The organism is uncultured Bacteroides sp., assembly GCF_905207245.1.
In the GTDB taxonomy this organism is placed as follows: Bacteria; Bacteroidota; Bacteroidia; order Bacteroidales; family Bacteroidaceae; genus Bacteroides.
In genome coordinates this window covers 30,575-51,195 of sequence record NZ_CAJLKP010000009.1, presented here as the reverse complement: position 1 = coordinate 51,195, position 20,621 = coordinate 30,575, and the positions used below count along the sequence as shown (strand labels likewise).

The 20,621-nt window shown below is 42.8% G+C and carries 22 protein-coding genes; 5 read left to right on the top strand and 17 right to left on the bottom strand.

Annotated features, from left to right (window positions below; genetic code table 11):
- Nucleotides 1–35: 35 nt before the first annotated feature.
- From pelA to QZ135_RS04800, 8 genes are all read right to left on the bottom strand, one after another.
- Entirely contained in the window at nucleotides 36–1,130 is a 1,095-nt protein-coding gene (gene pelA / locus QZ135_RS04835) for a pectate lyase (protein WP_294606376.1), read from the bottom strand.
- Between the two features lie 73 nt (nucleotides 1,131–1,203).
- A complete protein-coding gene (locus QZ135_RS04830; protein ID WP_294606374.1) occupies nucleotides 1,204–2,529 on the bottom strand; it encodes a TolC family protein in 1,326 nt (441 codons plus the stop codon).
- Entirely contained in the window at nucleotides 2,526–5,558 is a 3,033-nt protein-coding gene (locus QZ135_RS04825; RefSeq protein WP_294606371.1) for an efflux RND transporter permease subunit, read from the bottom strand. Before QZ135_RS04825 ends, QZ135_RS04830 begins: the two co-directional genes overlap by 4 nt.
- 12 nt (nucleotides 5,559–5,570) lie before the next feature.
- Nucleotides 5,571–6,653 carry an efflux RND transporter periplasmic adaptor subunit gene (locus QZ135_RS04820; RefSeq protein ID WP_294606369.1) on the bottom strand — a complete coding sequence of 361 codons (1,083 nt, stop codon included), beginning with the start codon at nucleotides 6,651–6,653 and terminating at the stop codon, nucleotides 5,571–5,573.
- 104 nt (nucleotides 6,654–6,757) lie between these two features.
- The gene (rsgA, locus tag QZ135_RS04815) at nucleotides 6,758–7,690 is read right to left on the bottom strand and encodes a ribosome small subunit-dependent GTPase A (protein ID WP_294606367.1); all 933 of its coding nucleotides are present in this window, start codon (nucleotides 7,688–7,690) and stop codon (nucleotides 6,758–6,760) included.
- A gap of 110 nt (nucleotides 7,691–7,800) precedes the next feature.
- Complete coding sequence (gene frr, locus QZ135_RS04810; RefSeq protein WP_294606365.1) at nucleotides 7,801–8,361, bottom strand: ribosome recycling factor; 561 nt, start codon at nucleotides 8,359–8,361, stop codon at nucleotides 7,801–7,803.
- A 126-nt stretch (nucleotides 8,362–8,487) separates the two neighbouring features.
- On the bottom strand, nucleotides 8,488–9,198 hold the full coding sequence (pyrH, locus tag QZ135_RS04805) for a UMP kinase (protein WP_294606363.1): 711 nt from the start codon (nucleotides 9,196–9,198) through the stop codon (nucleotides 8,488–8,490).
- Nucleotides 9,199–9,249: 51 nt separating this feature from the next.
- A complete protein-coding gene (locus QZ135_RS04800; protein WP_294606361.1) occupies nucleotides 9,250–10,566 on the bottom strand; it encodes an MATE family efflux transporter in 1,317 nt (438 codons plus the stop codon).
- Between the two features lie 152 nt (nucleotides 10,567–10,718).
- On the opposite strand from QZ135_RS04800, the gene QZ135_RS04795 reads away from it, so the two are divergent.
- Nucleotides 10,719–11,399, top strand: a complete 681-nt coding sequence (locus QZ135_RS04795; RefSeq protein WP_294606359.1) for a hypothetical protein — start codon at nucleotides 10,719–10,721, stop codon at nucleotides 11,397–11,399.
- Nucleotides 11,400–11,449: 50 nt separating this feature from the next.
- Here QZ135_RS04795 and QZ135_RS04790 read toward each other — a convergent pair whose 3' ends face one another.
- The 3 genes from QZ135_RS04790 to QZ135_RS04780 all read right to left on the bottom strand — a co-directional run bounded on the left by QZ135_RS04790 (nucleotide 11,450) and on the right by QZ135_RS04780 (nucleotide 14,547).
- Complete coding sequence (locus QZ135_RS04790; RefSeq protein ID WP_294606357.1) at nucleotides 11,450–11,809, bottom strand: DUF3244 domain-containing protein; 360 nt, start codon at nucleotides 11,807–11,809, stop codon at nucleotides 11,450–11,452.
- Between the two features lie 102 nt (nucleotides 11,810–11,911).
- A complete protein-coding gene (locus tag QZ135_RS04785; protein ID WP_294606356.1) occupies nucleotides 11,912–13,660 on the bottom strand; it encodes a tetratricopeptide repeat protein in 1,749 nt (582 codons plus the stop codon).
- A 146-nt stretch (nucleotides 13,661–13,806) separates the two neighbouring features.
- Nucleotides 13,807–14,547, bottom strand: coding sequence for a hypothetical protein (locus QZ135_RS04780; protein ID WP_294606355.1), 741 nt, complete (start codon nucleotides 14,545–14,547; stop codon nucleotides 13,807–13,809).
- A gap of 602 nt (nucleotides 14,548–15,149) precedes the next feature.
- Between QZ135_RS04780 and QZ135_RS04775 the strand changes: the two genes are divergently transcribed.
- Nucleotides 15,150–15,413: a hypothetical protein gene (locus QZ135_RS04775; protein ID WP_294606354.1), complete on the top strand. Its 264-nt coding sequence runs from the start codon at nucleotides 15,150–15,152 to the stop codon at nucleotides 15,411–15,413.
- A 620-nt stretch (nucleotides 15,414–16,033) separates the two neighbouring features.
- Here QZ135_RS04775 and QZ135_RS04770 read toward each other — a convergent pair.
- The 3 genes from QZ135_RS04770 to QZ135_RS04760 all read right to left on the bottom strand — a co-directional run bounded on the left by QZ135_RS04770 (nucleotide 16,034) and on the right by QZ135_RS04760 (nucleotide 17,640).
- Nucleotides 16,034–16,843 (bottom strand): biotin--[acetyl-CoA-carboxylase] ligase, encoded by an 810-nt coding sequence (locus QZ135_RS04770; RefSeq protein WP_294606353.1) that lies wholly within the window; start codon nucleotides 16,841–16,843, stop codon nucleotides 16,034–16,036.
- Complete coding sequence (locus tag QZ135_RS04765) at nucleotides 16,827–17,183, bottom strand: MmcQ/YjbR family DNA-binding protein (protein ID WP_294606352.1); 357 nt, start codon at nucleotides 17,181–17,183, stop codon at nucleotides 16,827–16,829. Before QZ135_RS04765 ends, QZ135_RS04770 begins: the two co-directional genes overlap by 17 nt.
- Before the next feature lie 91 nt (nucleotides 17,184–17,274).
- Nucleotides 17,275–17,640, bottom strand: a complete 366-nt coding sequence (locus QZ135_RS04760) for a YraN family protein (RefSeq protein WP_294606351.1) — start codon at nucleotides 17,638–17,640, stop codon at nucleotides 17,275–17,277.
- Nucleotides 17,641–17,733: 93 nt separating this feature from the next.
- Between QZ135_RS04760 and QZ135_RS04755 the strand changes: the two genes are divergently transcribed.
- The 3 genes from QZ135_RS04755 (at nucleotide 17,734) to QZ135_RS04745 (ending at nucleotide 18,715) form a co-directional block, all read left to right on the top strand.
- A complete protein-coding gene (locus QZ135_RS04755; RefSeq protein WP_294606350.1) occupies nucleotides 17,734–17,967 on the top strand; it encodes a hypothetical protein in 234 nt (77 codons plus the stop codon).
- Nucleotides 17,968–18,030: 63 nt separating this feature from the next.
- Nucleotides 18,031–18,447 (top strand): nucleoside deaminase, encoded by a 417-nt coding sequence (locus QZ135_RS04750; protein ID WP_294606349.1) that lies wholly within the window; start codon nucleotides 18,031–18,033, stop codon nucleotides 18,445–18,447.
- 88 nt (nucleotides 18,448–18,535) lie between these two features.
- Nucleotides 18,536–18,715, top strand: coding sequence for a hypothetical protein (locus QZ135_RS04745; RefSeq protein WP_294606348.1), 180 nt, complete (start codon nucleotides 18,536–18,538; stop codon nucleotides 18,713–18,715).
- Nucleotides 18,716–18,723: 8 nt separating this feature from the next.
- On the opposite strand, the gene QZ135_RS04740 is transcribed toward QZ135_RS04745, so the two are convergent.
- The 3 genes from QZ135_RS04740 to QZ135_RS04730 all read right to left on the bottom strand — a co-directional run bounded on the left by QZ135_RS04740 (nucleotide 18,724) and on the right by QZ135_RS04730 (nucleotide 20,481).
- Nucleotides 18,724–19,017, bottom strand: a complete 294-nt coding sequence (locus QZ135_RS04740; RefSeq protein WP_294606347.1) for a DUF4834 family protein — start codon at nucleotides 19,015–19,017, stop codon at nucleotides 18,724–18,726.
- 68 nt (nucleotides 19,018–19,085) lie between these two features.
- Nucleotides 19,086–19,784, bottom strand: a complete 699-nt coding sequence (pssA, locus tag QZ135_RS04735) for a CDP-diacylglycerol--serine O-phosphatidyltransferase (protein WP_294606346.1) — start codon at nucleotides 19,782–19,784, stop codon at nucleotides 19,086–19,088.
- 7 nt (nucleotides 19,785–19,791) lie between these two features.
- Nucleotides 19,792–20,481: a phosphatidylserine decarboxylase family protein gene (locus tag QZ135_RS04730; protein WP_294606345.1), complete on the bottom strand. Its 690-nt coding sequence runs from the start codon at nucleotides 20,479–20,481 to the stop codon at nucleotides 19,792–19,794.
- Nucleotides 20,482–20,621: the final 140 nt, after the last annotated feature.

The window sequence follows — 20,621 nt, the reverse complement described above, 5'->3', positions numbered from 1 at the left end:
AAAAAAAAGGGGCAGTGTATGCTGCCCCGAAACTATTATTTATTGTGTTTCTTTTTCCACTGCTCGTATTTCTTTAATACCTTCAGCCCGTCACTGTTATACCAACTGTACCCGTTGCGGCGTTCATATCCGATTTCAGAAATATCGAACTTCTTCACCCCATCACGGTCGCTAACGAACGGACGGTTATCTTCTAAAGTATAGAAGCGTGCCCACAGGGGAGGGCAATCCGTGCATGAAACCATACGGAAGTCTTTCTTGCCTTCATCATTCGTGAAGAACTCTTTCTTCATCCCTTCAATCTTTGATGCTTTGAACCATTCGATTGCGTTCTCTATACACGCAATAACCTCTTTTGAAGGATTAGGCAGAGACATTAACAGGATGACGATGTTGTCCGATTCGGCACCACTCAGTGAGGGAAGTTCGTAGGCACGCGCTTTGGCAGGGGCAAGGGTATGTTCATCATGCTGTGCGCACCAGACAGTCGGCTTACCGTTTATGACAACCTGGGTTTTAAGAATGCATTCCACGCCTTTGTCGAAAGCGGCGCGTGCACGGTCACAAATGCTGTCGGGAACGTAGGTGTAGGGCGCTTTCTTTTCATATACTTGGCGCAGTAGTTCCATAACGTTCACCATTGCATTGTCATTGTAAGTGATATGAGTATAATAGCCTTTGGGACGAGGCCAGAATTGCGGCCAGCCACCATTGGGATATTGGGCTTTGAGAATATATCGGATACCATCTAAAGCGGCATTTTTATACTTTCCGGTATTAGTGGCCAGATACAAGCGGGAAAGATATTCGATTTCCGTGCTGGTTGCATCGTTATCTATCGTACTTTCGTTTACATCGTCTTTAGAAGCAAGTACGTCTTCACGTTCTTGTTCTGTCAATTCGGCAGGCATGTAGATATTTTTGGGCCAACCGCCGGTGGTCTGTTGATAAAGCAATACATTGTCACCAATGCGGATGGCTTCAGCAGTTTTAAAGAATTCGTCGTCCAACTTAGGTGCCATTTTTACCCAAGTCTTATAGGGCTTCTTCTCTTTGTAGTTTACGTTTTCTTGTGCAAATACAGTTGTCAGGTATAACAAAGCCAGGCAACATAGACAAATCTTTTTCATGGTCGTTGTTTTTTTATAGTTCTATGACCACAAAAGTAGGGGAAAAGTATTCGTCTGATGGGGAATAATTGTTTTATTCCAGGTATTTTGTTACTTTTCCACTGATTTGCAATAAAGAGATTTCACATAACTTTGTGTTATACTCCGCAGAAAGGATTCTTTCTTCTGCATCCAGGAGGCTCTTTTGTGCTTCGCGCATTTCAATACCGGAAAGGTTTCCCAGCATATAGCGTTCCATGGCAATCTCATGGTTCTCTTTGGCGGCTATAAGGTTCTGGCGTTCCAGATTTAGCATCTGGAGGTTGTTTTGATAAGCCTGCCATAAGTTACTCAGGTCGGCACGCAATGCCTGTTCCAGTTGTTCACGTTCCAAACGGGCATTTTGAATGGCAATCCGGGCGTTGTTTCGTTCGCGGCGTCGGTTTCCATCGAACAAGTTGAATCCGATGGTTAAACCAAAGTTAGCTCCGAGATTTCCTCGCTGGATATTGGTGGCAATGTCATACTTATTGAAGGTGTAGCCATAACCACCGCTCATCTTCAGATAAGGATAGTCGCGCGAACAAACTTTTTTGTAATCCAATTGGGCAAGGGTATTGTTCTGGTGGGCTCTCAATAAGGAAGCGTTGGTTTGCAAGGTGGCGTTCCACAGTTCCTCGAAGTTCAGACCGCCGTCTGCATCAATCAGACTGTCTTGAATGATGATAGGCTGGTCTACATCTTCGTTCGCCATCAGTTCGTTCAACTGGATGCGGGAGGTATGCAGAAGTTCCTGCTGCTTCATGTATTGCGCACTGTCGGCATTGAAGTCTACCTTTGCCTGCTGATAGTCCAAGCGGGAGAAGTTACCGATGTGATAACGCTCTTCCACGATGCGCAGGCGTTCTTTGGAAAGGGATACGGCATAACGGAAATTGTTCAAACGGATTTTATGCTGCACGTAGTTATAATATTCCGCTGCAATGTTGGCTATCAGGTCTTCTACGGCGATGCGGGTATCTGTTTCGCCTTGCCGTTCCAGTTCTTTCAGTTTCTGGTAGTTGGCAGTAATGTTAAAACCGTCGAAGATGGTCCAGTTCAGATTCAGTCCCACGTTCATGGCCTGGTCGAAGACACCGTTCTCTTTGAGGTGTTCTCCGGTGGCGCGCACTTTGCTGTCGGTGTTATCTACGGTTCCTTTATAACTTGCCGAGAGGTCGACAGTAGGCAGGTAGCCCGCATTGCCCAGTGTGGCATTGTTCTTGGTGACTTGCTCTTCATTGCGGGTGATGCGTAGCGAGTAATTATTCTGTAGTCCGTATTCCAGGCACGACTTCAGTGTATAGGATTTGGGTGCCTGTGCCTGCAAGGCAAGCGAGGCGCAACCGGTTATTATGAGGAGTAAAATGATACGTTTCATGATTTCTTTAACTTACTTCGGTTAGTAGATACGTAACTGTATATGGCAGGTACGATATACATGGTCAGGAATGTGGATACCAACATACCACCCACTACGGCCGTACCCATGGCAATGCGCTGGTTGCAACCTTCGCCCGTGGCGAATGCCAGCGGTATCAGACCCAGGATAGTGGATGCACTGGTCATCAGGATAGGTCGCAGGCGTTGCAGTGAGGCATCCTTAATGGCTTCCATCTTGTCTTCTCCGGCTTCCTGTTTCTGGTTGGCGAATTCTACAATAAGAATACCGTTCTTCGCCACCAATCCAATCAGCATGATGATACCAATCTGGCTGAAGATATTCATAGTGATGTTGCTAAAGTACATGAATACCAAGGCTCCGGCAATGGCGAGGGGCACGGTAAGCATGATAATCAGCGGGTCTTTGAAACTTTCGAACTGAGCTGCCAGAATCAGATAAATTAATAGGATAGCCAATACAAAGGCAAACATCAGGCTGGAAGAACTTTCCCGATATTCTTTGGAGTCTCCGGTCAGTGCGGTACGGAAAGTTTCGTCCAGTGTCTCTTTGGCTATCTTGTCCATCTCATCCAGTCCCTGACCGATAGTCTTACCGTCGGCAAGTCCGGCAGAAATTGTAGCGGATACAAAGCGGTTGTAGCGGTATAATTGCGGCGGAGCGATACCTCCGGTCAGTTCAATCAGGTTGTCCAACTGAACCATCTCACCTTTATCGCTACGGATATAAATACCTTTCAAGTCGGCAGGCTTGTTGCGTTGCTGACGATTGATTTCTCCCAATATTTCGTATTGCTTTCCGTTCATATAGAAGTAGCCCATACGCTGGCCGCTTAGTCCGTATTGCAGGGTTTGCGCGATGTTGCGCGTGCTTACTCCCATGATACTTGCTTTATCACGGTTGATATTGATGCGGGCTTCCGGTTTGCTGAATTTCAGGTTTACGTCTGCCATCTGGAAGACCGGATTCTCATAAACTTTTGCCATGAATACCGGTAACACCTCTTGCAGTTTTTCAATGTTGGTGGCCTGTAATACGTATTGCACCGGCATACCCCCACGTCGTCCGCCAAAGGAAGAAGATTGCTGAACGAACGAGCGAGCCTTGGTTTTCTTCTGCACCGCTTTCGATATCTGTTCTGCAACTTCCATCTGGGTGTAGTCGCGTTCTTTCATATCTTTCAGCGTGATGCGTACATTACCGCTACCGCTTGATACACGTGCTGTTACAGATTCTGCATCCGGTAGTAAGGAGTCCACCAAGTGGTTGATGTCTTCTGTATAATCCCGTATATACTCATATGTTACACCTTCAGCACCACGTGTATTGATGCTGATTTGCGAGCGGTCTTCCAACGGTGCCATTTCAGCAGGGATGGCATTCCACAGGAATACGATGATGACTAATGTTCCTAATACCAAGGGCATAGCCAACCATCGTTTGCGCAGGAATATTTCCAGTGAACGACTGTAAATGCGGTTCATTCCTTCAAAGAATGGTTCGGTTTTCAGGTAGAACCAGTTCTTCTTGTCCTGTTTCACCAGTATCTTTGTGGCAAGCATCGGAGTAAAGGTTAGTGCGGCGAATGAGGAGATAATTACCGAACCGGATACTACGATACTGAACTCACGGAACAAACGTCCCGTCATACCATCCATAAATACGATGGGGAAGAATACGGCTACCAGCGTGATGGTGGTGGAGATTACGGCAAAGAAAATTTCCTTGGCTCCTTCGATGCCAGCTTCTTTTGGGGGCATTCCGCGTTCTATACGAACATAAATGTTCTCTGTCATTACGATGGCGTCATCCACAACCAGACCTACCGCCAGTACCACCGCCAGCATGGAAAGCACGTTGATAGAGAATCCTGCCAGGTACATAACGAAGAAAGCTCCGATGAGCGAAACTGGGATTACGATACAGGGCACCAGTGTCACGCGCCAGTCGCGCAGGAAGAGGAAGATGATGATGATAACGAGAATGAAGGCTACATACACCGTCTCCTTTACCTCATTGATGGATGCACGGATAAACTTGGTATTGTCGAAACCGTAGGAGTATTTGACATCTTCCGGAAGGTCCTTTTTCATCAGTTCCATACGTTCGTAAACGGCATCGGCTATCTTAATGTGGTTAGCACCCGGCTGAGGCACCACTACGATACCGACCATGGGTACGCCATTCATTTTCATATAACTCTTGATGTCCGCCGGACCTAACTCTGCCCGTCCGATATCACTGAAACGGACAATGCGGTTGTTGTCTTCCCGTAAAATCAGGTTATTGAATTCTTCAGCCGTATGCATCAATCCCAAAGTACGGATAGTGAGCTCCACTGTGTTTCCTTCGATACTTCCGGACGGAAGCTCCACGTTTTCTTTATCTACTGCGTTTTTAACGTCGATAGGGGTAATGCCGTAACCGGACATCTTGACAGGGTCAAGCCACAGACGCATAGAATAGCGCTTTTCCCCCCAGATACTTACACCACTGACGTCCGCAATGGTTTGCAATTGCTCTTTCACCGTGAGGTCCGCAATTTCACTCAGTTCCAGTAAGGAGCGTTTGTCACTTTGCAATGCCACCATAAGGATAGGCATGGCATCTGCGTCCGCCTTCGATACGGTAGGAGGGTCACAGTCGCGGGGCAGATAACGTTGGGCGCGTGATACCTTATCACGCACGTCATTCGCTGCTGTTTCCAGATCTACAGAAAGTTCAAACTCTACCGTAATGCGGGATGAGCCTTGCTGGCTGACGCTGGATAAGGAACGGATACCCGGAATGCCGTTGATGTTTTGTTCCAACGGTTCGGTGATCTGGTTTTCAATAACGTCGGCATTAGCTCCCGGATAGGAACAGGATACCGAAATGATGGGGTTGTCCACGGAGGGATATTCACGCACGCCGAGGTAACTGTACCCGATAAGTCCAAATAGTAGGATGATAAGGGTAAGCACTGTGGAGAGTACAGGACGCCGTATGCTGAGTTCGGATATATTCATAAGGCGTCTGGTTTAATAGATGTTGTCCAAAGTTACAGCTAAACCTGTGCGGAGTTGCAACGTACCTGAAATAATGATGGTGTCTCCGATTTCTAAACCTTGCAGTACCTGTGTTTCAGCTTCTGTACGGATGCCGGCCTGTATTTCTATGGGTTGGGCTTTCCCCGACCTATACAGGAAGATTTTGTCTTTACCCATTTCCGGCACGATGGCTTCGGAAGGAACGGCAAGAGCATCATGGATTTCGTTCTTACTTAAACGGATGTCTGCATAGCGTCCCGGCATAACAGTGCCACTGGCATTGGGATAGAGGGCACGCAAAGTCAGTGTGTGGGTATTCTGGTCCATTCTTGATTCGCGTGCATATACTTTAGCATGGAATGTTTCAAGTTTGCCTTCAAGTCCGAAATCCACTCCCGCACCGATTTTTACATCATTGGCGTATCGTTCGGGAACAGAGAATTCTACTTTTAGCGGAGATACTTTTGTGAGTTTGGCAACAATGGTAGAGGGAGAAGCATAAGTTCCGACACTGACCTGTCGCAGACCGATTACTCCATCGAATGGCGCACGCAGTTCGGTTTGTGCGATGTTGGCTTCTATCAGGTCTATATCGGCATTAAGGGTTGCCAATTCCGTTTTCACCTGTTCGTAGGCTTCCTTACTGACTGCATCCCTTTCCAACAGCGCATTCTGGCGGAATACGCGGTCTTCAGCCAGTTTCAGTTGGGCAACGAGGCGTTGCAACTGTGCCTGTAAAGGCCGGTCGTTTACCTTAGCCAGTAATTGCCCTTTCTTTACCTGAGTGCCTTCTTCAAAGTTTATTTCTATGATTTTGCCGGAAGTTTCGAAAGAGAGGTCCACTTCTTCATCAGGCAGCAGGCTACCGCTGATTTTGATTTCATCTTTCAGCAGTTGCGGCTTTATGATTTTTGCGTTAACATTTAATGCTTTCTTCGTATTGCGATTGCCACTCATTACTTTGTCGGCAGCCGCCAATTCTTTGTTCTCTTTAGGGAGCTGAGAATATATGCCCCATCCTATCAGTCCGGCACCAATAAAAATAATGATGCCCCATTTAACTTTCTTATTCATGTATCAGTATTAGTATTACGTCAGATTATGTCAGCGTTAAATTGGACATATTGGGAACTGAAAGGTTTAATATGCAAAGCGTTAAAAAAAGTGATAAAGTTATATTAATATGCTGCCCTGTATTTACCCTCTTCTTTGTCTTCCAGCATATTGAGGTAAGAGGAGTAGCGTGATTCGCTGATGTAATGTTCTTCTACAGCTTTTCGTACGGCACAGTCCGGTTCTTGCCGGTGGGTGCAATTGCTATAGCGGCAGTCGGCGGAGAACTTGAATATTTCCGGAAAATAGTGCCCTATCTCTTCCTCTTCCATATCGAATGTTCCAAATCCTTTGATGCCTGGTGTGTCAATAATATATCCGTTTCCTGCAACAGGAAACATTTCAGAAAATGTAGTGGTGTGCATACCTTTATTATGATATGCAGAAATTTCGCCTGTTTTTACATCTTGTTCAGGTAATATAGCGTTGATGAGTGTCGACTTACCTACACCGGAATGTCCGGAGAAGAGCGTTACCCTTCCTTTCAATTCTTCCTGGATTTGTGCTACGCCTTCACCTGTTTTGGCAGAAACCTTAAAACAAGGATAGCCGATGGTGGTGTAGAGATTGATGAGGCCGTCCAGATAATGAAGTTCATCTTCACTGTAGACGTCGATTTTATTGAAGATGATTTTGACAGGCACACGATATGCTTCGGCAGAAGCCAGAAAACGATCGATGAAGATAGTGGATGTTTCCGGATAGTTGACCGTTACAATGAGCATACACTGGTCGAGGTTGGCAGCAAGGATGTGCGATTGCTTGGAAAGATTGGAAGCACGCCGGATGATATAATTCTTCCGGTCCTCGATTTCACTGATGAAAGCAGTGCCTTCTTGATTCAGTATGATTTGTACATAGTCTCCCACAGCCACCGGATTTGTACTGCGGATGCCTTTAAGACGGAAGTTACCTTTGACTTTACACTCTACACACTTCCCCTCGTCGGTCTTCACTAAGTACCAACTTCCTGTGTTTTTTATTACCAGTCCCCTCAATTCAATTGAAAATTGAAAATTGAGAATTGAGAAATAAATGCCAAGAATCCACTTTGCACACTATACTGCATAGCAATTCTCAATTTTTAATTCTCAATTCTCAATTTAAATTATACGGTCATAATTTCTTTGTCCTTTGCAGCCAGCATGTCATCAATCTGCTTGATGTACTTATCGTGAATCTTCTGCAACTTTTCTTCACCACCTTTTTGTGCATCTTCTGCCAGGCCGTCTTTAACAGATTTCTTCAAGGCATCAATGGCATCACGGCGTGCGTTGCGTACGCTCACTTTGGCTGTTTCACCTTCACCTTTACATTGCTTGGCGAGTTGTCTACGGCGTTCTTCTGTCAACGGAGGAATGCCAATGCGGATAATTTCACCATTATTCTCCGGCATGATACCAAGGCTGGAGTCGATAATGGCTTTTTCAATTACCCGGAACATACTCTTATCCCACGGCTTAATAGCTATGCTGCGGGCATCCGGAGTATTTACGGCAGCTACATTGTTGATAGGAACCATGCTTCCGTAAGAGTCCACACGGATACCGTCCAGCAAACGGACATCTGCTTTTCCGGCGCGGATGTGAGCCAATGCTTCTTCCAGATACATGATGGCCATATCCATTTTCTCTTGCGCTTCGTCTAAGATCTCTTTTACTTCTCTCATATTCTTTGGTTTTGGAGTTGTACTTTAATTGAAACTTTGCAAATATAATTATTAAACTTATTAAATTGAAAATTGAGAATTGAAAATTAAAAAATGAATGTCACTTAATTCTCAATTTTCAATTTATTAATTGTGCACCAGCGTTCCGATTTCTTCTCCTTGCATTACTTTCTTTAAATTACCCACTGTATCCATGTCGAACACAATGATTGGCAAATTGTTTTCTTTGCACATACAAGTGGCAGTGAGGTCCATTACTTTCAGTCCGCGTTTCAAAACTTCGTCATAAGTGATATCGTCGAATTTAGTAGCAGTGGGATCTTTTTCCGGGTCGGCAGTATAGATACCGTCTACACGTGTACCTTTCAGCATGACGTCGGCTTCGATTTCAATGCCACGGAGAGAAGAACCCGTGTCGGTTGTAAAGAATGGATTGCCTGTCCCGGCAGACATGATTACCACTTCACCGGCTTCCATACACTCGATGGCTTTCCATTTATTGTAGAATTCTCCGATAGGTTCCATGCGAACGGCTGTCAATACACGTGCCTTTACGCCGGTAGCTACCAAGGCGGAACTCAGTGCCAGACTGTTGATAACCGTGGCAAGCATTCCCATCTGGTCCCCTTTCACCCGGTCGAACCCTTTGTTTGCACCGCTCAGTCCGCGGAAGATGTTACCGCCACCGATGACGATACCTATCTGAACACCCAGTTCATGGATTTCCTTGATTTGTGCTGCATATTCGGCAAGGCGCTTCTCGTCGATGCCATATTGTTTCTCACCCATCAGGCTTTCGCCGCTGAGCTTTAACAGAACTCTTTTATACTTCGCCATATGATATTACATTTAGTTTTTCTGCAAATATACGCTTTCTGTCTGTAAAGATTAACTTTGGTGCAGGATTTTTCTGCTTAAAACTGCCTGCATAATACCACGAAGGGATAAATAAACAATGAAAGCCAGCCACAAGGCATGATTTCCCATCCATCCGTGTAAAGAGTAATAAACAAGGAAGAAACTGGCTGAGGCCGCCAGCATGGAGTAGAACATCTGTCGGGTAGCGGTGGCTCCGATAAAAATACCATCCCACAGGAAAGCAGCGAAGCCTGTAAGGGGAATAGCAAGCACCCAGTAGAAATAGTTTCCGGCTTCCCGGATTACCGATGCCTCATTGGTAAGTAATTCCAGGAATGCCTTGCCTCCAAAAAGATAGAGCAATGTGAAACCTGTGGAAAGTCCAATGCCCCAGATAAAGAGTTGGCGAACGGTGCGATGCAATGCCGGATGGTTTCCTGCACCGATATATTTGCCTGCCAGTGCCTCGCCTGAATATGCGAAGCCATCCATGATATAAGAAAAAAGAGTGAATAGCTGCATTAGCAAAGTATTGACAGCCAGCACCACTTCTCCCTGTGCTGCTCCGGCAGAAGTAAAGAATAGGGTGACAATGACCAGACAGAGTGTTCGTAAGAAAATATCCCGGTTCACTTGGAAGAAACACAGCATGGCTTGTTTTTGTAATACTTCCCGCCAAGCGATGTGTTTTTTCAGTCCGCCATAATAGCGTCCCCATAATAACAATGCCATCAGAAAACCTGCATACTGCGCTATGAGTGTGCCGAAAGCTACTCCGGCAACTTTCATGTGCAGGAGGTAGACGAAACAAAGGCTTGCGGCAATATTTACAATGTTTTGTGTGATGGCAATATACATCGGAAAGCGTGAATTCTGCATACCAATGAACCAACCCGCAAAACCATAAAGTCCCAGCATGGCAGGAGCTCCCCAGATGCAGATTTGGAAATAGAGCGTAGCCAACTGTTCCACTTCTTCCGTGGTATGTATAAAAGTGAAGGCAAGCTGGCGGATAGGATACTGCAATACCAACAGGCAGACAGAAATGAGTAATCCCACACCGACAGACCGCAGCAACAACCGCGTGACCTCTTCCATATCGTGCCTTCCATATGCTTGTGAAGTCATTCCGCTGGTGCCCATTCTCAGGAATCCGAAAATCCAGTAGATGATATTGAACAGCATTCCCCCGACGGCAATTGCGCCGATATAGGCTGCTGCCCCCAGATGTCCGACGATAGTCACATCAACCAGTCCCAGCAGCGGTACTGTGATATTGGAGATAATCGAAGGTATGGCTATCCGGAGTATTCTTTTATTAACTATATTCGTACTTTGGACAATCATTTTAAAGCATAGATTTGTTCTATTAGTCGACAAAGGTACTCTTTTTGCCGGGAACGGTAAATAAGCGCCGGATAATAACAATTTTTATGGCACATAATGTTTTAGAAATGAGTATCTTTGCGAAACATAAACCGGGTAATATTTAGTAAGAGATGAGAACCTTAACTTTGTTATTTTCATTCATGATGGCTTTCCCCTTCGCGCTCTCTGCGCAATCTGCCGGGGAATTGTTGCAGAAAGTATCTGTAGCCCTGTCAGAAGGGCAGGAAGACTATGCAGTGAGTCTGTTTCGCCAGTCGGCAAATGCCGGTGCGGAGCAGACAGAAATGTTTTACTTGACTCAGGTAGAGAAGAACAGTGCTGTGGCACCCCGCCTTGCAAATGAGTTGGCAGCTTATTATAAGCGTAAACGGAATTATGATAAAGCTTATTTATTTTATAGAGAATTTCTGCAGTATCATCCCGAAGATGTTCCTGCGCTCGTGGCGTGTGCTGAAATGGAGATGATGAGAGGTAAGGAGAAGGATGCTCTGAAGACTTATGAAAAAGTTCTGAAACTTGATGCAAATAATCTGCAAGCTAATATCTTTCTGGGAAACTATTTCTACTTACAGGCAGAGCGGGATAAGAAGAAGTTGGAAGATGATTATAAAAAGATAACTTCTCCCACACGGATGCAATATGCCCGTTATCGTAATGGGCTTTCGGATGTCTATGCCAATGGTTACTCCAAGGCAAAGGGGTATTTGCAACGGGTGTTGCAGTTGTTTCCTTCAACAGAGGCGGGGAAGACGCTGGAGAAGATAGTGGCGTTGGAGAAGGAGATAAAGTGAAAGTTATTCAATTCATAGTTTAGGGAATATAGTTTGCGTAATCGGTAAGTTTATTTAGTGGAAAAATATCCATAAAAAGATTCTTCTCCGATGGTTATTTCAAGAAAATAATAATTTTCTTCTAGCATATTCAGTTCATATGCAAAATCTTGTAAGGTTGATACCGTTTCATTAGTATAGATAGTATTCCCTTTTGTATCCTTTACGATTATTTGTAGCTTACAAATGGGAATGTTCGAATGGATATGTATAATATCTCCGTCATGGGTAACCATGAGTTCAATACTCAAGGAGCGTTTATCTTTCCCTCTACTGCTTGGATCTTTGTGGTATAGCTGAATAAATGTTTCTTGTGCGATACAATTTATATAAAAGAGCAAGCTGATAATTAATAAGAATAATCTTTTCATTGTTTTTTAGTTTGGGTGATTTTTTTTATTTGCAAAGTAAAATGATTTTCTCTTTTAATTAAATTATTGAAGTGTGCAAAATAGTGTGCATATTCTATTATTTCACAATGAATGAATAAAGTTGTCCCAATCTTTTGGGGTGCCATTTTTGCAGAAGACTTTTTTATATAGTCTTCGACGTGTTGAAGCTATGGCTTCTTTACTATGTATAGTTAATCTTGCAATATCAATAGGGGCTATATTAATTTTGATAAGTAGGCAAACATGATATTCGTGTTCTTTCATGTTACAAAGTTTGCTGAGGCTTTCGGTAAAACCTTTATAAGTACTGTTTATCGCTTTTTCAAGTTCTTGCCAGTCATTGTTGGAAAGTAATTTTTTACTGTCGGTAGTGCGAAGTTGCTTTTGAATATGTTCATAGATTTCTGATTTCAAAAGAATGCTTTCTGCTTGTTTACGTCTGTCTAATTCTTTTTCTGCTTGTTTTTTTGCATAAAGAGTTGTTTCTATCTGTTCTTCCAACTGGATTCTCAATGAATTGTTTTCTCTATCTGCTTCCTGTAATTTTTGTTCAAGCACCTTTTTCTCTAGCTCCATATTTTCAACATATTGTTCGCTTTTCCGGTATCGTTCCTCTTCAAACTGACGAAGTTTTTCAAATTGGTTGTCGAGTTGTAGCTTTATTCTTCTGTTATATTGCAGACGAGCAAGCAATAAAGCAAAGGTTATTAAGCTGGCTGAGATGGTAATAAGAATATTTTTTTGATTTTGTTCATTTTCCGTTTTTAGTCGATTATTCTCTTTTTCGCGTAGTTGATAATTGTATAGTGAGTTTAATTGGAGTATAGTTTCCGTATTGGTGATATCGTGGATGGAATCAGTACTTTGTTTGTATTGACGGAGATGTGATAAAGCTTCTTGGGGGGTAGCCTTATTTATTGCAATTTCTGCTAATTTTTCATGAGCGATTTGTTTGGCATAAATAGTACCACATTCAAGTATTTTTGAATAATAATAGTTGGCCGAATCTATATACCCCATTTTGTAGTACAGTTCTGAAGCAATAGAGAAGATACTACTTTTACTTGGAATATCCACATTATCTAAAGAAGGTTGCAAAGATTGCCTGGCTAGATCATATTTCCCCAACTCTGTGTAAAGGCATGCGATTTGACTTTGTATCATTGTTGTGAGCTTGTAATCTTTTTGAACTTTAGCTAATTTATAAGCTTCTTGGAAATAGTGGAGAGAACTGTCATTGTGATTGATACATTGGTAAGCATCTGCTATATCTCTTAAATCAAATACCAAATTTGTGCTGTCTTTTAATGTCAAATCACATTTTAGTGCTTCTTTGAACATCCTTAGTGCTTCATTGTAGAGCTTTTGGTAGAGAAACAGTGTTCCCATCTGACTGTATATCTTACTCTTCATATGATATCCAATATCCTTGGGTGAAACTTCTAAGGCTTTCTGAAAATAATCCAGTGCCTGTGGTGCATCCTCTAAATCACGATATACCCGCCCTGTATAGTAATAAACTTCTGGCAGATGACGTTTATCATTTTTTTTAATATAATAATGTAGTATAGTAAGTATTAAGCTATCTGAAGTATGGCGTATATAAGCTTTGTCATTTGCCTTGATACAAAGTAGTCTATAATACATCTGCGTAGCTTCAGATTCGGTGCTTATGTTATTTATTAAGTTTTTCAATAAAATAATGGCGCTATCCGGCTGTATGCTTATAAGACTATCTGCCGCAATTAAAAAGTGCGGTGTTTGTTTGCTGCAAGTGCAAAAGCTCAATGTCAGACAAAGAAGTAGTAATAATCGGATGTTTGTTTTCATTTCTACAAAGATAATGTATTTCAGAATGTTATGATGAATATTGAACTTTGTTTTTTAGGGGAAGGTTGAAACATGAATGTGTAATAAAAACAGCTCGCTACCTTGTTGTGTAACGAGCTGATTATCCTCTCCGATTATTGTATTTGTTAATAAGTATTAGTGAAAGTAATACCTCCGTTAGCCTCTCCACCAACTGGAGCATAGGTTATAAAACTCCATCTAAAAGGAGCTGTCCCTCCAACTGTTGTCCACCAAAATCTCTTTATGCCTCCTGATGTGTATCTGGTACCATACGTTGAGAAGTTTGTTCCGTATGTACTTGTTCCGGTTTTGCAGGTTAGATTAACTTTCCAATAGCCAGTACAGGAGTTTACATAGAATTCACTTGTTACGTGATCAGAGGCATCAAAGGTTATGCTGCTATCATACCAACTACCAGCGTTGAAAGACATACCCCAACTGTTTGCTCTTGTTTCTGCTCTCATTTGGCTGGCAAGTATATATTCATCCTTAATGCTGATTGTTGGGCTTTCATTTATAGTATAAGATTTGAATCCCTTGTTGTTGCATAGAGTTAAAGTCGTAGTTGTTCCCGCTTTTATATCTTCTTTGATATTTTTATTTGCTCTTGCAATATCCTTTAATATTCGTTCAACATTAGCATCTGTCAAGTGCTCAGCTTGCATGATACTGTCAGTTATAATAACAGAATAGAGGTTGTTAACTGTATCAATTTCTGTGTAGTTGTTTACTACATCCCGTTCTTGATCATAAGTAAGGATAATAGGATGGGCTTCGGTTGGCTTATTGTCTTCCCATCTTTCCTGGCAACTGCTAAGGCTAATAACAATAGCAGGCAATACATAAAATAATAGTTTTTGTTTCATATTTAATAGTTTTATTGAGAGGATTCTCTTTTTCTGTTTTGTTTGCAAAGAAAGGAGGTTGTATATTTATGCTAAAGGTTTGGAGTGTGCAAAATAGTGTGCATTTCAAATCATTGTATATCGTGTAAGCATAGTTCTTTCGAAAGATTAGAAATTGTTGCTGAAAGTTTCAAGTGGCTGTTCAGGCTATAGGATAATTTGCCATCCACCAACATCATGTCTTTAACCTTTTGTCAGGGTTCGGTAGTCGGTCAGTATCATTCCATTGTATAGTGAGTGTAAATCACATTCCTTGGGAGTGATTTGTCCGCATAATATAGCATAGATATATGGGGAGATATTCCATTTGATACAGTAACGGGTTTCTAAATATTTCTTTCGGGTTGTTTTTGCCCAATCATACCCGCAAAAGTCATAAATGCCTACTGGCTGTCTAATTTGTAGATATATAAATGATATTTCTAAAATCTAACGCATAAAAGAAGTTCTGCCGCGTGCACAGAAGCATAGCATCATGCAGGTTGGGTAGTATGAATCGTGCGTTTATTTTTATACGTACAAAGATATTGTTTTTTGGGGAAATTCCTAACATATCCGTAACTTTGTCTCTCAAAGACTCCAACCTGAATCAGGAATTATTAGAACACACAATAAAGAACCGCCGGATAGAACTGACGAATCAAGAGAAAAAGGATTATTATCCTAAAGAAAATCTTTTCACTCTGCTGTTTGCTTTCGCCATTGCATTGCTAATGCCTTTGATGGCAAAGCTCAAGGGGGAAATTGTAGAAACGGAGTTTCTATGGTTTTTCCGTATTGTTTCCTGTCGTCTCTGTTGCAGTGATTTATATCATTTATCGGAATAAGAAGAATACGCTTAAATTGCATTATATCAACACGGCTCTTCGATGATATTTGTATGCGTTGGTATGCTTCCGGTGGCAAGAATTGGGATAATCTGGAAATAATCCGCCAAGATATCGAAAAAGAATGGGTAATTAAAAATTATTCCAAAAAAATGCGACATAAAATGATAGGGCTCTATTCGCATTTCTTGAATTAATTTTAAATTAGTACTTACTATTCAGAAATCATCGAAAGAGCTTATGTATATATCAAATTCGGTACAAACTCGGTATATACTCGGTACAAATTCGGTTAAATAGTCTATTTAACAGGAATGAACCGAATCTGCTAAGAGAAAACATCCAATATATACAGAAGAGAAGAGGACCTAGACAAAGGAAGAGGAAATCAAGAAGAAGAGAAGAATTCCTTGGTTTAAATATTAAGTAACTAATCAAAATTAAGCAGCATAATGCATAAAGTTAATCTTAATAATTTTGAATGACTACTTATCTATTTATTTTTTATACATCTTTGCGATGTCAGATTCCGACTGGACATAAGGCATGTCAGTTCGAATTTTACGTGAATGAAGTGGGAGTAAAATTCTAGGTGGAATGAGTCGAATCCAGAGTTTGCGTTAGAGAATGTATTGCACTTCCTTAAACAGATATCCGCGCTCTTTTCCTGTCTGGTCTTCAAGGATAAATCGCCCGTCTGGTTCAACGCGTAGCAGGCAGGCAAGGAACTCGCCATCTGCATCGGCATAGCGGTGAAAGCCTTCACGGCGGAAAAGGGAATGGGCATAACGTTCGGCAATATGGTTGGCGGCATCACCCGAAGTGCCGGTTTGCAGGAGGGAGTAGTATTCTTTTAGCCGCCTCATGATGTTGGCGAGTATCAGATAGCGGTCGTACTCCTGCCCTGTGATTTGCTTTAAAGATACCGGGTTGGGAGCATTGCTCCGAAAGGTTTCCTGGTTTATGTTTACTCCGATACCGGAAATGCTGCGTCCGATGTGGTGTCCGGAAAGGTCATTTTCTATCAGTATGCCGCAAATCTTCTTTTCATTCCAATAGATGTCGTTTGGCCATTTGATGGAAATGCCTTCCGTCCATTCGTCCAGTTCTTCCTTGATAGAGAGGGAGACGATTTGAGAGAGGACGAATTGGCGGCGAGCTTCAACGAAAGTAGGATAAAGCACGAAACTGAATGTGATGTTCCGGCAATCTTCCGATTCCCAACTGTTGCCACGTTGCCCTTTACCGGCAGTCTGGCGTTCGGCAATGATCGTCGTAAATTCTCGGACAGCGGATTGCTGTTCGTTGCAAAGTTGTGTCAGGTGATTGTTTGTAGAGTCTGTTTCCGGTAATATAATTAGCGGAACAGGAAACACAGCGGGGGTAATTATCAGATTCGGTTCTTTCTTCATATCAGGGCAGGGCGTCATATTCGGCACGCATTTTCTTAGTGAACTTCTTCAGTACTTCTTCATAAGCATGGTCGATGAGGCTCTTTATCAACTTATCATCCACATCGCCGTCAAGGAATATCTGGTTCCAGTATTTTTTGTTGAAATGATAAGCACCCTCAATGGATGAATAGCGCTCGCGTAGCTCTATCGCGTATTCCGGGTTGCACTTCATGCAGATTTTATTTGAACCTTCCAAGTCAATGAGTACAAACATCTTATCCATAACTTTCATCACGAGTGAATATTCGTCGAACGGAAGACATTCCGTTACAGCTTTCTTTGCGAGACAATATTCGCGGGCGGTTTCTATATCCATATTGGGTAATAACTAATATTGGTTACTATTTGTTCTACGTTATCATGCCACGGGGCATTTTTCAATTTTTAATTCTCAATTCTCAATTTCCTCAGAACATCGGCGGATAAAATGCATCCTTGATATGTTCAATCTCAAATGCGCCAGCTTCGCCGACAGCGGTAATAATATCAAAGCGAACGGGAGCATCGATGCTGAAATGCTTGATGTAAGCATCGGCAGCCACCACAATGTGACGTACCTTCTGCCAATTGACGGCATCCTGCGGTTCAACGTAGTCCGTATTGCTGCGGGTTTTTACCTCCACTACAATCAGTTGTTCGTCTTTGACTGCCACAATGTCCAGTTCAAGGCGGTTTTTCCGCCAGTTGCGGTGGCGGATGGTGTATCCGTTGTGTTCCAGATATGCCATTGCGGCATCTTCTCCTGCTTTTCCGAGGGCATTGTGGGCTGCCATATCTATGTTTGTTCTGCTTTTTAGCTGTTTCTATGCAAAAATACGTTTTTTCTGCTTTGTATTTACAGAAGGAAAACTAATTTTGCAGGAAATATGAGAAAGAGAGATAAAACGTGTGCGAAAGCAACACCCGAAGAACCGAAACGTGAACAGCGCATCGTATGTCTGATGAGCGAGGAAGAGCTACGGATTGTAGACCGTTATCTGGAGAGATACAAGATAACGAACAAATCGCGTTGGCTACGGGAGACTATTCTCATGTTTATCCATAAAAATATGGAAGAAGATTATCCGACTCTTTTCGGAGAGCATGATATGAGGAGATAGGAGAGAATTAAAAATTGAAAATTAAAAATTAAAGGCAGGAGGAAGTTGGACGATAGCTTTTATATGAAACAGGCGCTTGCGGAAGCAAGTAAAGCTGCGGAGCGGGGAGAAGTACCCGTTGGTGCGGTTGTTGTATGCAAAGAGCGTATTATTGCACGTGCCCACAACCTGACTGAAACCTTGACCGATGTAACAGCTCATGCTGAAATGCAGGCGATTACTGCCGCCGCCGCTACCCTTGGCGGAAAGTATCTGAACGAATGTACCCTTTATGTTACTGTTGAACCTTGTGTGATGTGTGCCGGTGCCATTGCTTGGGCGCAGATGGGGCGGCTTGTATTCGGTGCGGAAGATGAAAAGCGCGGTTATCAGTGCTATGCACCGCAAGCTCTGCATCCGAAAACGGTGGTGGTGAAAGGTGTGCTTGCCGATGATTGTGCCGCACTTATGAAGGATTTCTTTGTAACAAAACGTCGCTGAATTTCAATATAGTTCCTTTTTCTGACCTATATTTCGCATTTTATCCCTATATTTGACTATTCAACAGACCTTTAAAATACCATATGTAATGGAATATCATCGTATATCTTTTATTCACAACGATACCGAGTATTCATTTATCAAAGCCATGAATGATAGATTAACGGGCTATTCACTGATGTCAGCCTGCCGGCTGGAAGTTCAAATTTATATGAAAGAACATAATCTGAAAGGTAAGTATATCCTAACCGGTATGGCTAAGATTTAATTTACAGACTATTCTTTGATTTCTTCAAAATCCACATATTCTCCTTCATCTTTGGTGAAGAGCTTCTTGTGCTTCCTGTGAATGACATCCTCAGAGGAAGTGGCTTCTTCATTAGCCTGTGAAGAAGAATTTTGTTGTTGATTACCTGAGAAAGAATACCCCCCTCCATTCTGATAACTACCTGAAGAGGTACGACGCTTCCCCAATCCGAAGATACTCCGGAGGACAGTGCCGATGATACTGAGTCCGATGACCAGGATAACGACTATGATAATGAATAGAAATCCTAAGATGTGAAACATGGGCTAATCGTTTTTATATATTGTTCGTCTTTACGAACGATAGTACAACAACCATGCCAGAGATTTGTTTAGAGTTTCTTCCGCACAAACCAGCACAAAATGATGTACCAGCCGATGACAGCAGCAAGTCCTACAAAGATAAGCAAGGGAATGCTGACTATCAAAAACAAATAACGAATCTTGTTTTCTTCCCAAGAGAGGTTCTTCAGTTTGAAGGCGAACATCGGGAATTCGGAAACCAATAACAGGGAGAATATTACAATGCAGACCAGCAAGCCGTACAAGACAGCGCCACCTTGTATCAGCCAGTCATGGTATTGTGCCGCTGCCGCTGCCCAAAATAAGGTGTTGGCAGGGGTGTTCAGACCAATGAACGAACTGCTTTGACGCTCATCGATATTGAACTTTGCCAGGCGCAATGCTGAAAATACGGCAATGAGGAAAGCAAAATAGGGAACATATTCCTGAAAGCCGCTCATCCAACCGGGATAAGTCGTTTCACGCAATAAAGAGAATACGATAAGTGAGGGGGCTACTCCGAAACTGACGTCATCCGCCAGGGAGTCCAGCTCTTTTCCGATGGGGGAAGGAGCATTCAGAAGCCGTGCCGACATTCCGTCGAGGAAGTCGAATACAGCACTGATAATGATGAAAGTGAGAGCCCATTCATATTTGAACTCGAACGCCATGACACACGCAATACAGCCTGAGAACAGATTCATGCACGTCAATGTATTGGGGATATGACGGGTAATACAGTTAGCCATTGTTTAGTTATTTTAGTTTGGCTATCACAGTTTGGTTTCCTGTAGTGGTCTGCCCCAGCTTCACAAACACTTCAGTGCCCAATGGGAGGTAAACATCTACACGGGAGCCGAATTTGATAAAGCCCATATGTTCGTCGATATAACAGTCTTCGCCCGGTTCGGCGTAGGTGACGATGCGGCGCGCCATGGCACCTGCAATCTGGCGTGCCATTACCTCCACGCCTTCGGGAGTTTCGATAACCACCATGGAGCGTTCGTTGTCCGTACTGGCTTTCGGCAGCCAGGCCTTCATGAACTTGCCGTTCTGATGTGCTACCTTTTTCACGGTTCCGTCTACCGGATACCAGTTGGCATGAACGTTGATAACACTCATGAAGATGGAAATCATAAGGCGACGGTCGTGGAAGTATTCATTCTCTTCCACTTCTTCTACGACCACTATCTTGCCATCGGCAGGTGCCACCACAATCTTTTCGGTGTCTTCCTGCTCAAAAAGGCGGATAGGGCATCGGAAGAAATTCACCAGCATTCCATACAGGACGATACTGACCACAGCTACAATATAGAACGGTAATTTACATTCAAGCCCATAATACAAGGCGAAATTAACTACCAGTAGCAACAATAGGCTGCCGGCCAGTGTATGTGTCCCTTCGCGGTGAATTCGTATCTTTTTTAGTTTCTTTAGTCGACTCATGTAAGTTGTTTTATTCTTTATGAATAGAAATTATCCGCAAAAATAGACTTATTTTGAAAATCTAACAAGCATTTGGCTGTAGAAATGCAGATGTTGATAACTTTTAGGGAAATATTTTTGTTAGGTCTTATATAGGTTGT

Bases quoted from the DNA above. Each gene is read 5' to 3' on its own strand.
- pelA (WP_294606376.1), bottom strand. From the start codon at position 1,130: ATGAAAAAGATTTGTCTATGTTGCCTGGCTTTGTTATACCTGACAACT.
- QZ135_RS04830 (WP_294606374.1), bottom strand. From the start codon at position 2,529: ATGAAACGTATCATTTTACTCCTCATAATAACCGGTTGCGCCTCGCTT.
- QZ135_RS04825 (WP_294606371.1), bottom strand. From the start codon at position 5,558: ATGAATATATCCGAACTCAGCATACGGCGTCCTGTACTCTCCACAGTG.
- QZ135_RS04820 (WP_294606369.1), bottom strand. From the start codon at position 6,653: ATGAATAAGAAAGTTAAATGGGGCATCATTATTTTTATTGGTGCCGGA.
- frr (WP_294606365.1), bottom strand. From the start codon at position 8,361: ATGAGAGAAGTAAAAGAGATCTTAGACGAAGCGCAAGAGAAAATGGAT.
- pyrH (WP_294606363.1), bottom strand. From the start codon at position 9,198: ATGGCGAAGTATAAAAGAGTTCTGTTAAAGCTCAGCGGCGAAAGCCTG.
- QZ135_RS04800 (WP_294606361.1), bottom strand. From the start codon at position 10,566: ATGATTGTCCAAAGTACGAATATAGTTAATAAAAGAATACTCCGGATA.
- QZ135_RS04795 (WP_294606359.1), top strand. From the start codon at position 10,719: ATGAGAACCTTAACTTTGTTATTTTCATTCATGATGGCTTTCCCCTTC.
- QZ135_RS04790 (WP_294606357.1), bottom strand. From the start codon at position 11,809: ATGAAAAGATTATTCTTATTAATTATCAGCTTGCTCTTTTATATAAAT.
- QZ135_RS04785 (WP_294606356.1), bottom strand. From the start codon at position 13,660: ATGAAAACAAACATCCGATTATTACTACTTCTTTGTCTGACATTGAGC.
- QZ135_RS04780 (WP_294606355.1), bottom strand. From the start codon at position 14,547: ATGAAACAAAAACTATTATTTTATGTATTGCCTGCTATTGTTATTAGC.
- QZ135_RS04770 (WP_294606353.1), bottom strand. From the start codon at position 16,843: ATGACGCCCTGCCCTGATATGAAGAAAGAACCGAATCTGATAATTACC.
- QZ135_RS04765 (WP_294606352.1), bottom strand. From the start codon at position 17,183: ATGGATATAGAAACCGCCCGCGAATATTGTCTCGCAAAGAAAGCTGTA.
- QZ135_RS04760 (WP_294606351.1), bottom strand. From the start codon at position 17,640: ATGGCAGCCCACAATGCCCTCGGAAAAGCAGGAGAAGATGCCGCAATG.
- QZ135_RS04755 (WP_294606350.1), top strand. From the start codon at position 17,734: ATGAGAAAGAGAGATAAAACGTGTGCGAAAGCAACACCCGAAGAACCG.
- QZ135_RS04750 (WP_294606349.1), top strand. From the start codon at position 18,031: ATGAAACAGGCGCTTGCGGAAGCAAGTAAAGCTGCGGAGCGGGGAGAA.
- QZ135_RS04745 (WP_294606348.1), top strand. From the start codon at position 18,536: ATGGAATATCATCGTATATCTTTTATTCACAACGATACCGAGTATTCA.
- QZ135_RS04740 (WP_294606347.1), bottom strand. From the start codon at position 19,017: ATGTTTCACATCTTAGGATTTCTATTCATTATCATAGTCGTTATCCTG.
- pssA (WP_294606346.1), bottom strand. From the start codon at position 19,784: ATGGCTAACTGTATTACCCGTCATATCCCCAATACATTGACGTGCATG.
- QZ135_RS04730 (WP_294606345.1), bottom strand. From the start codon at position 20,481: ATGAGTCGACTAAAGAAACTAAAAAAGATACGAATTCACCGCGAAGGG.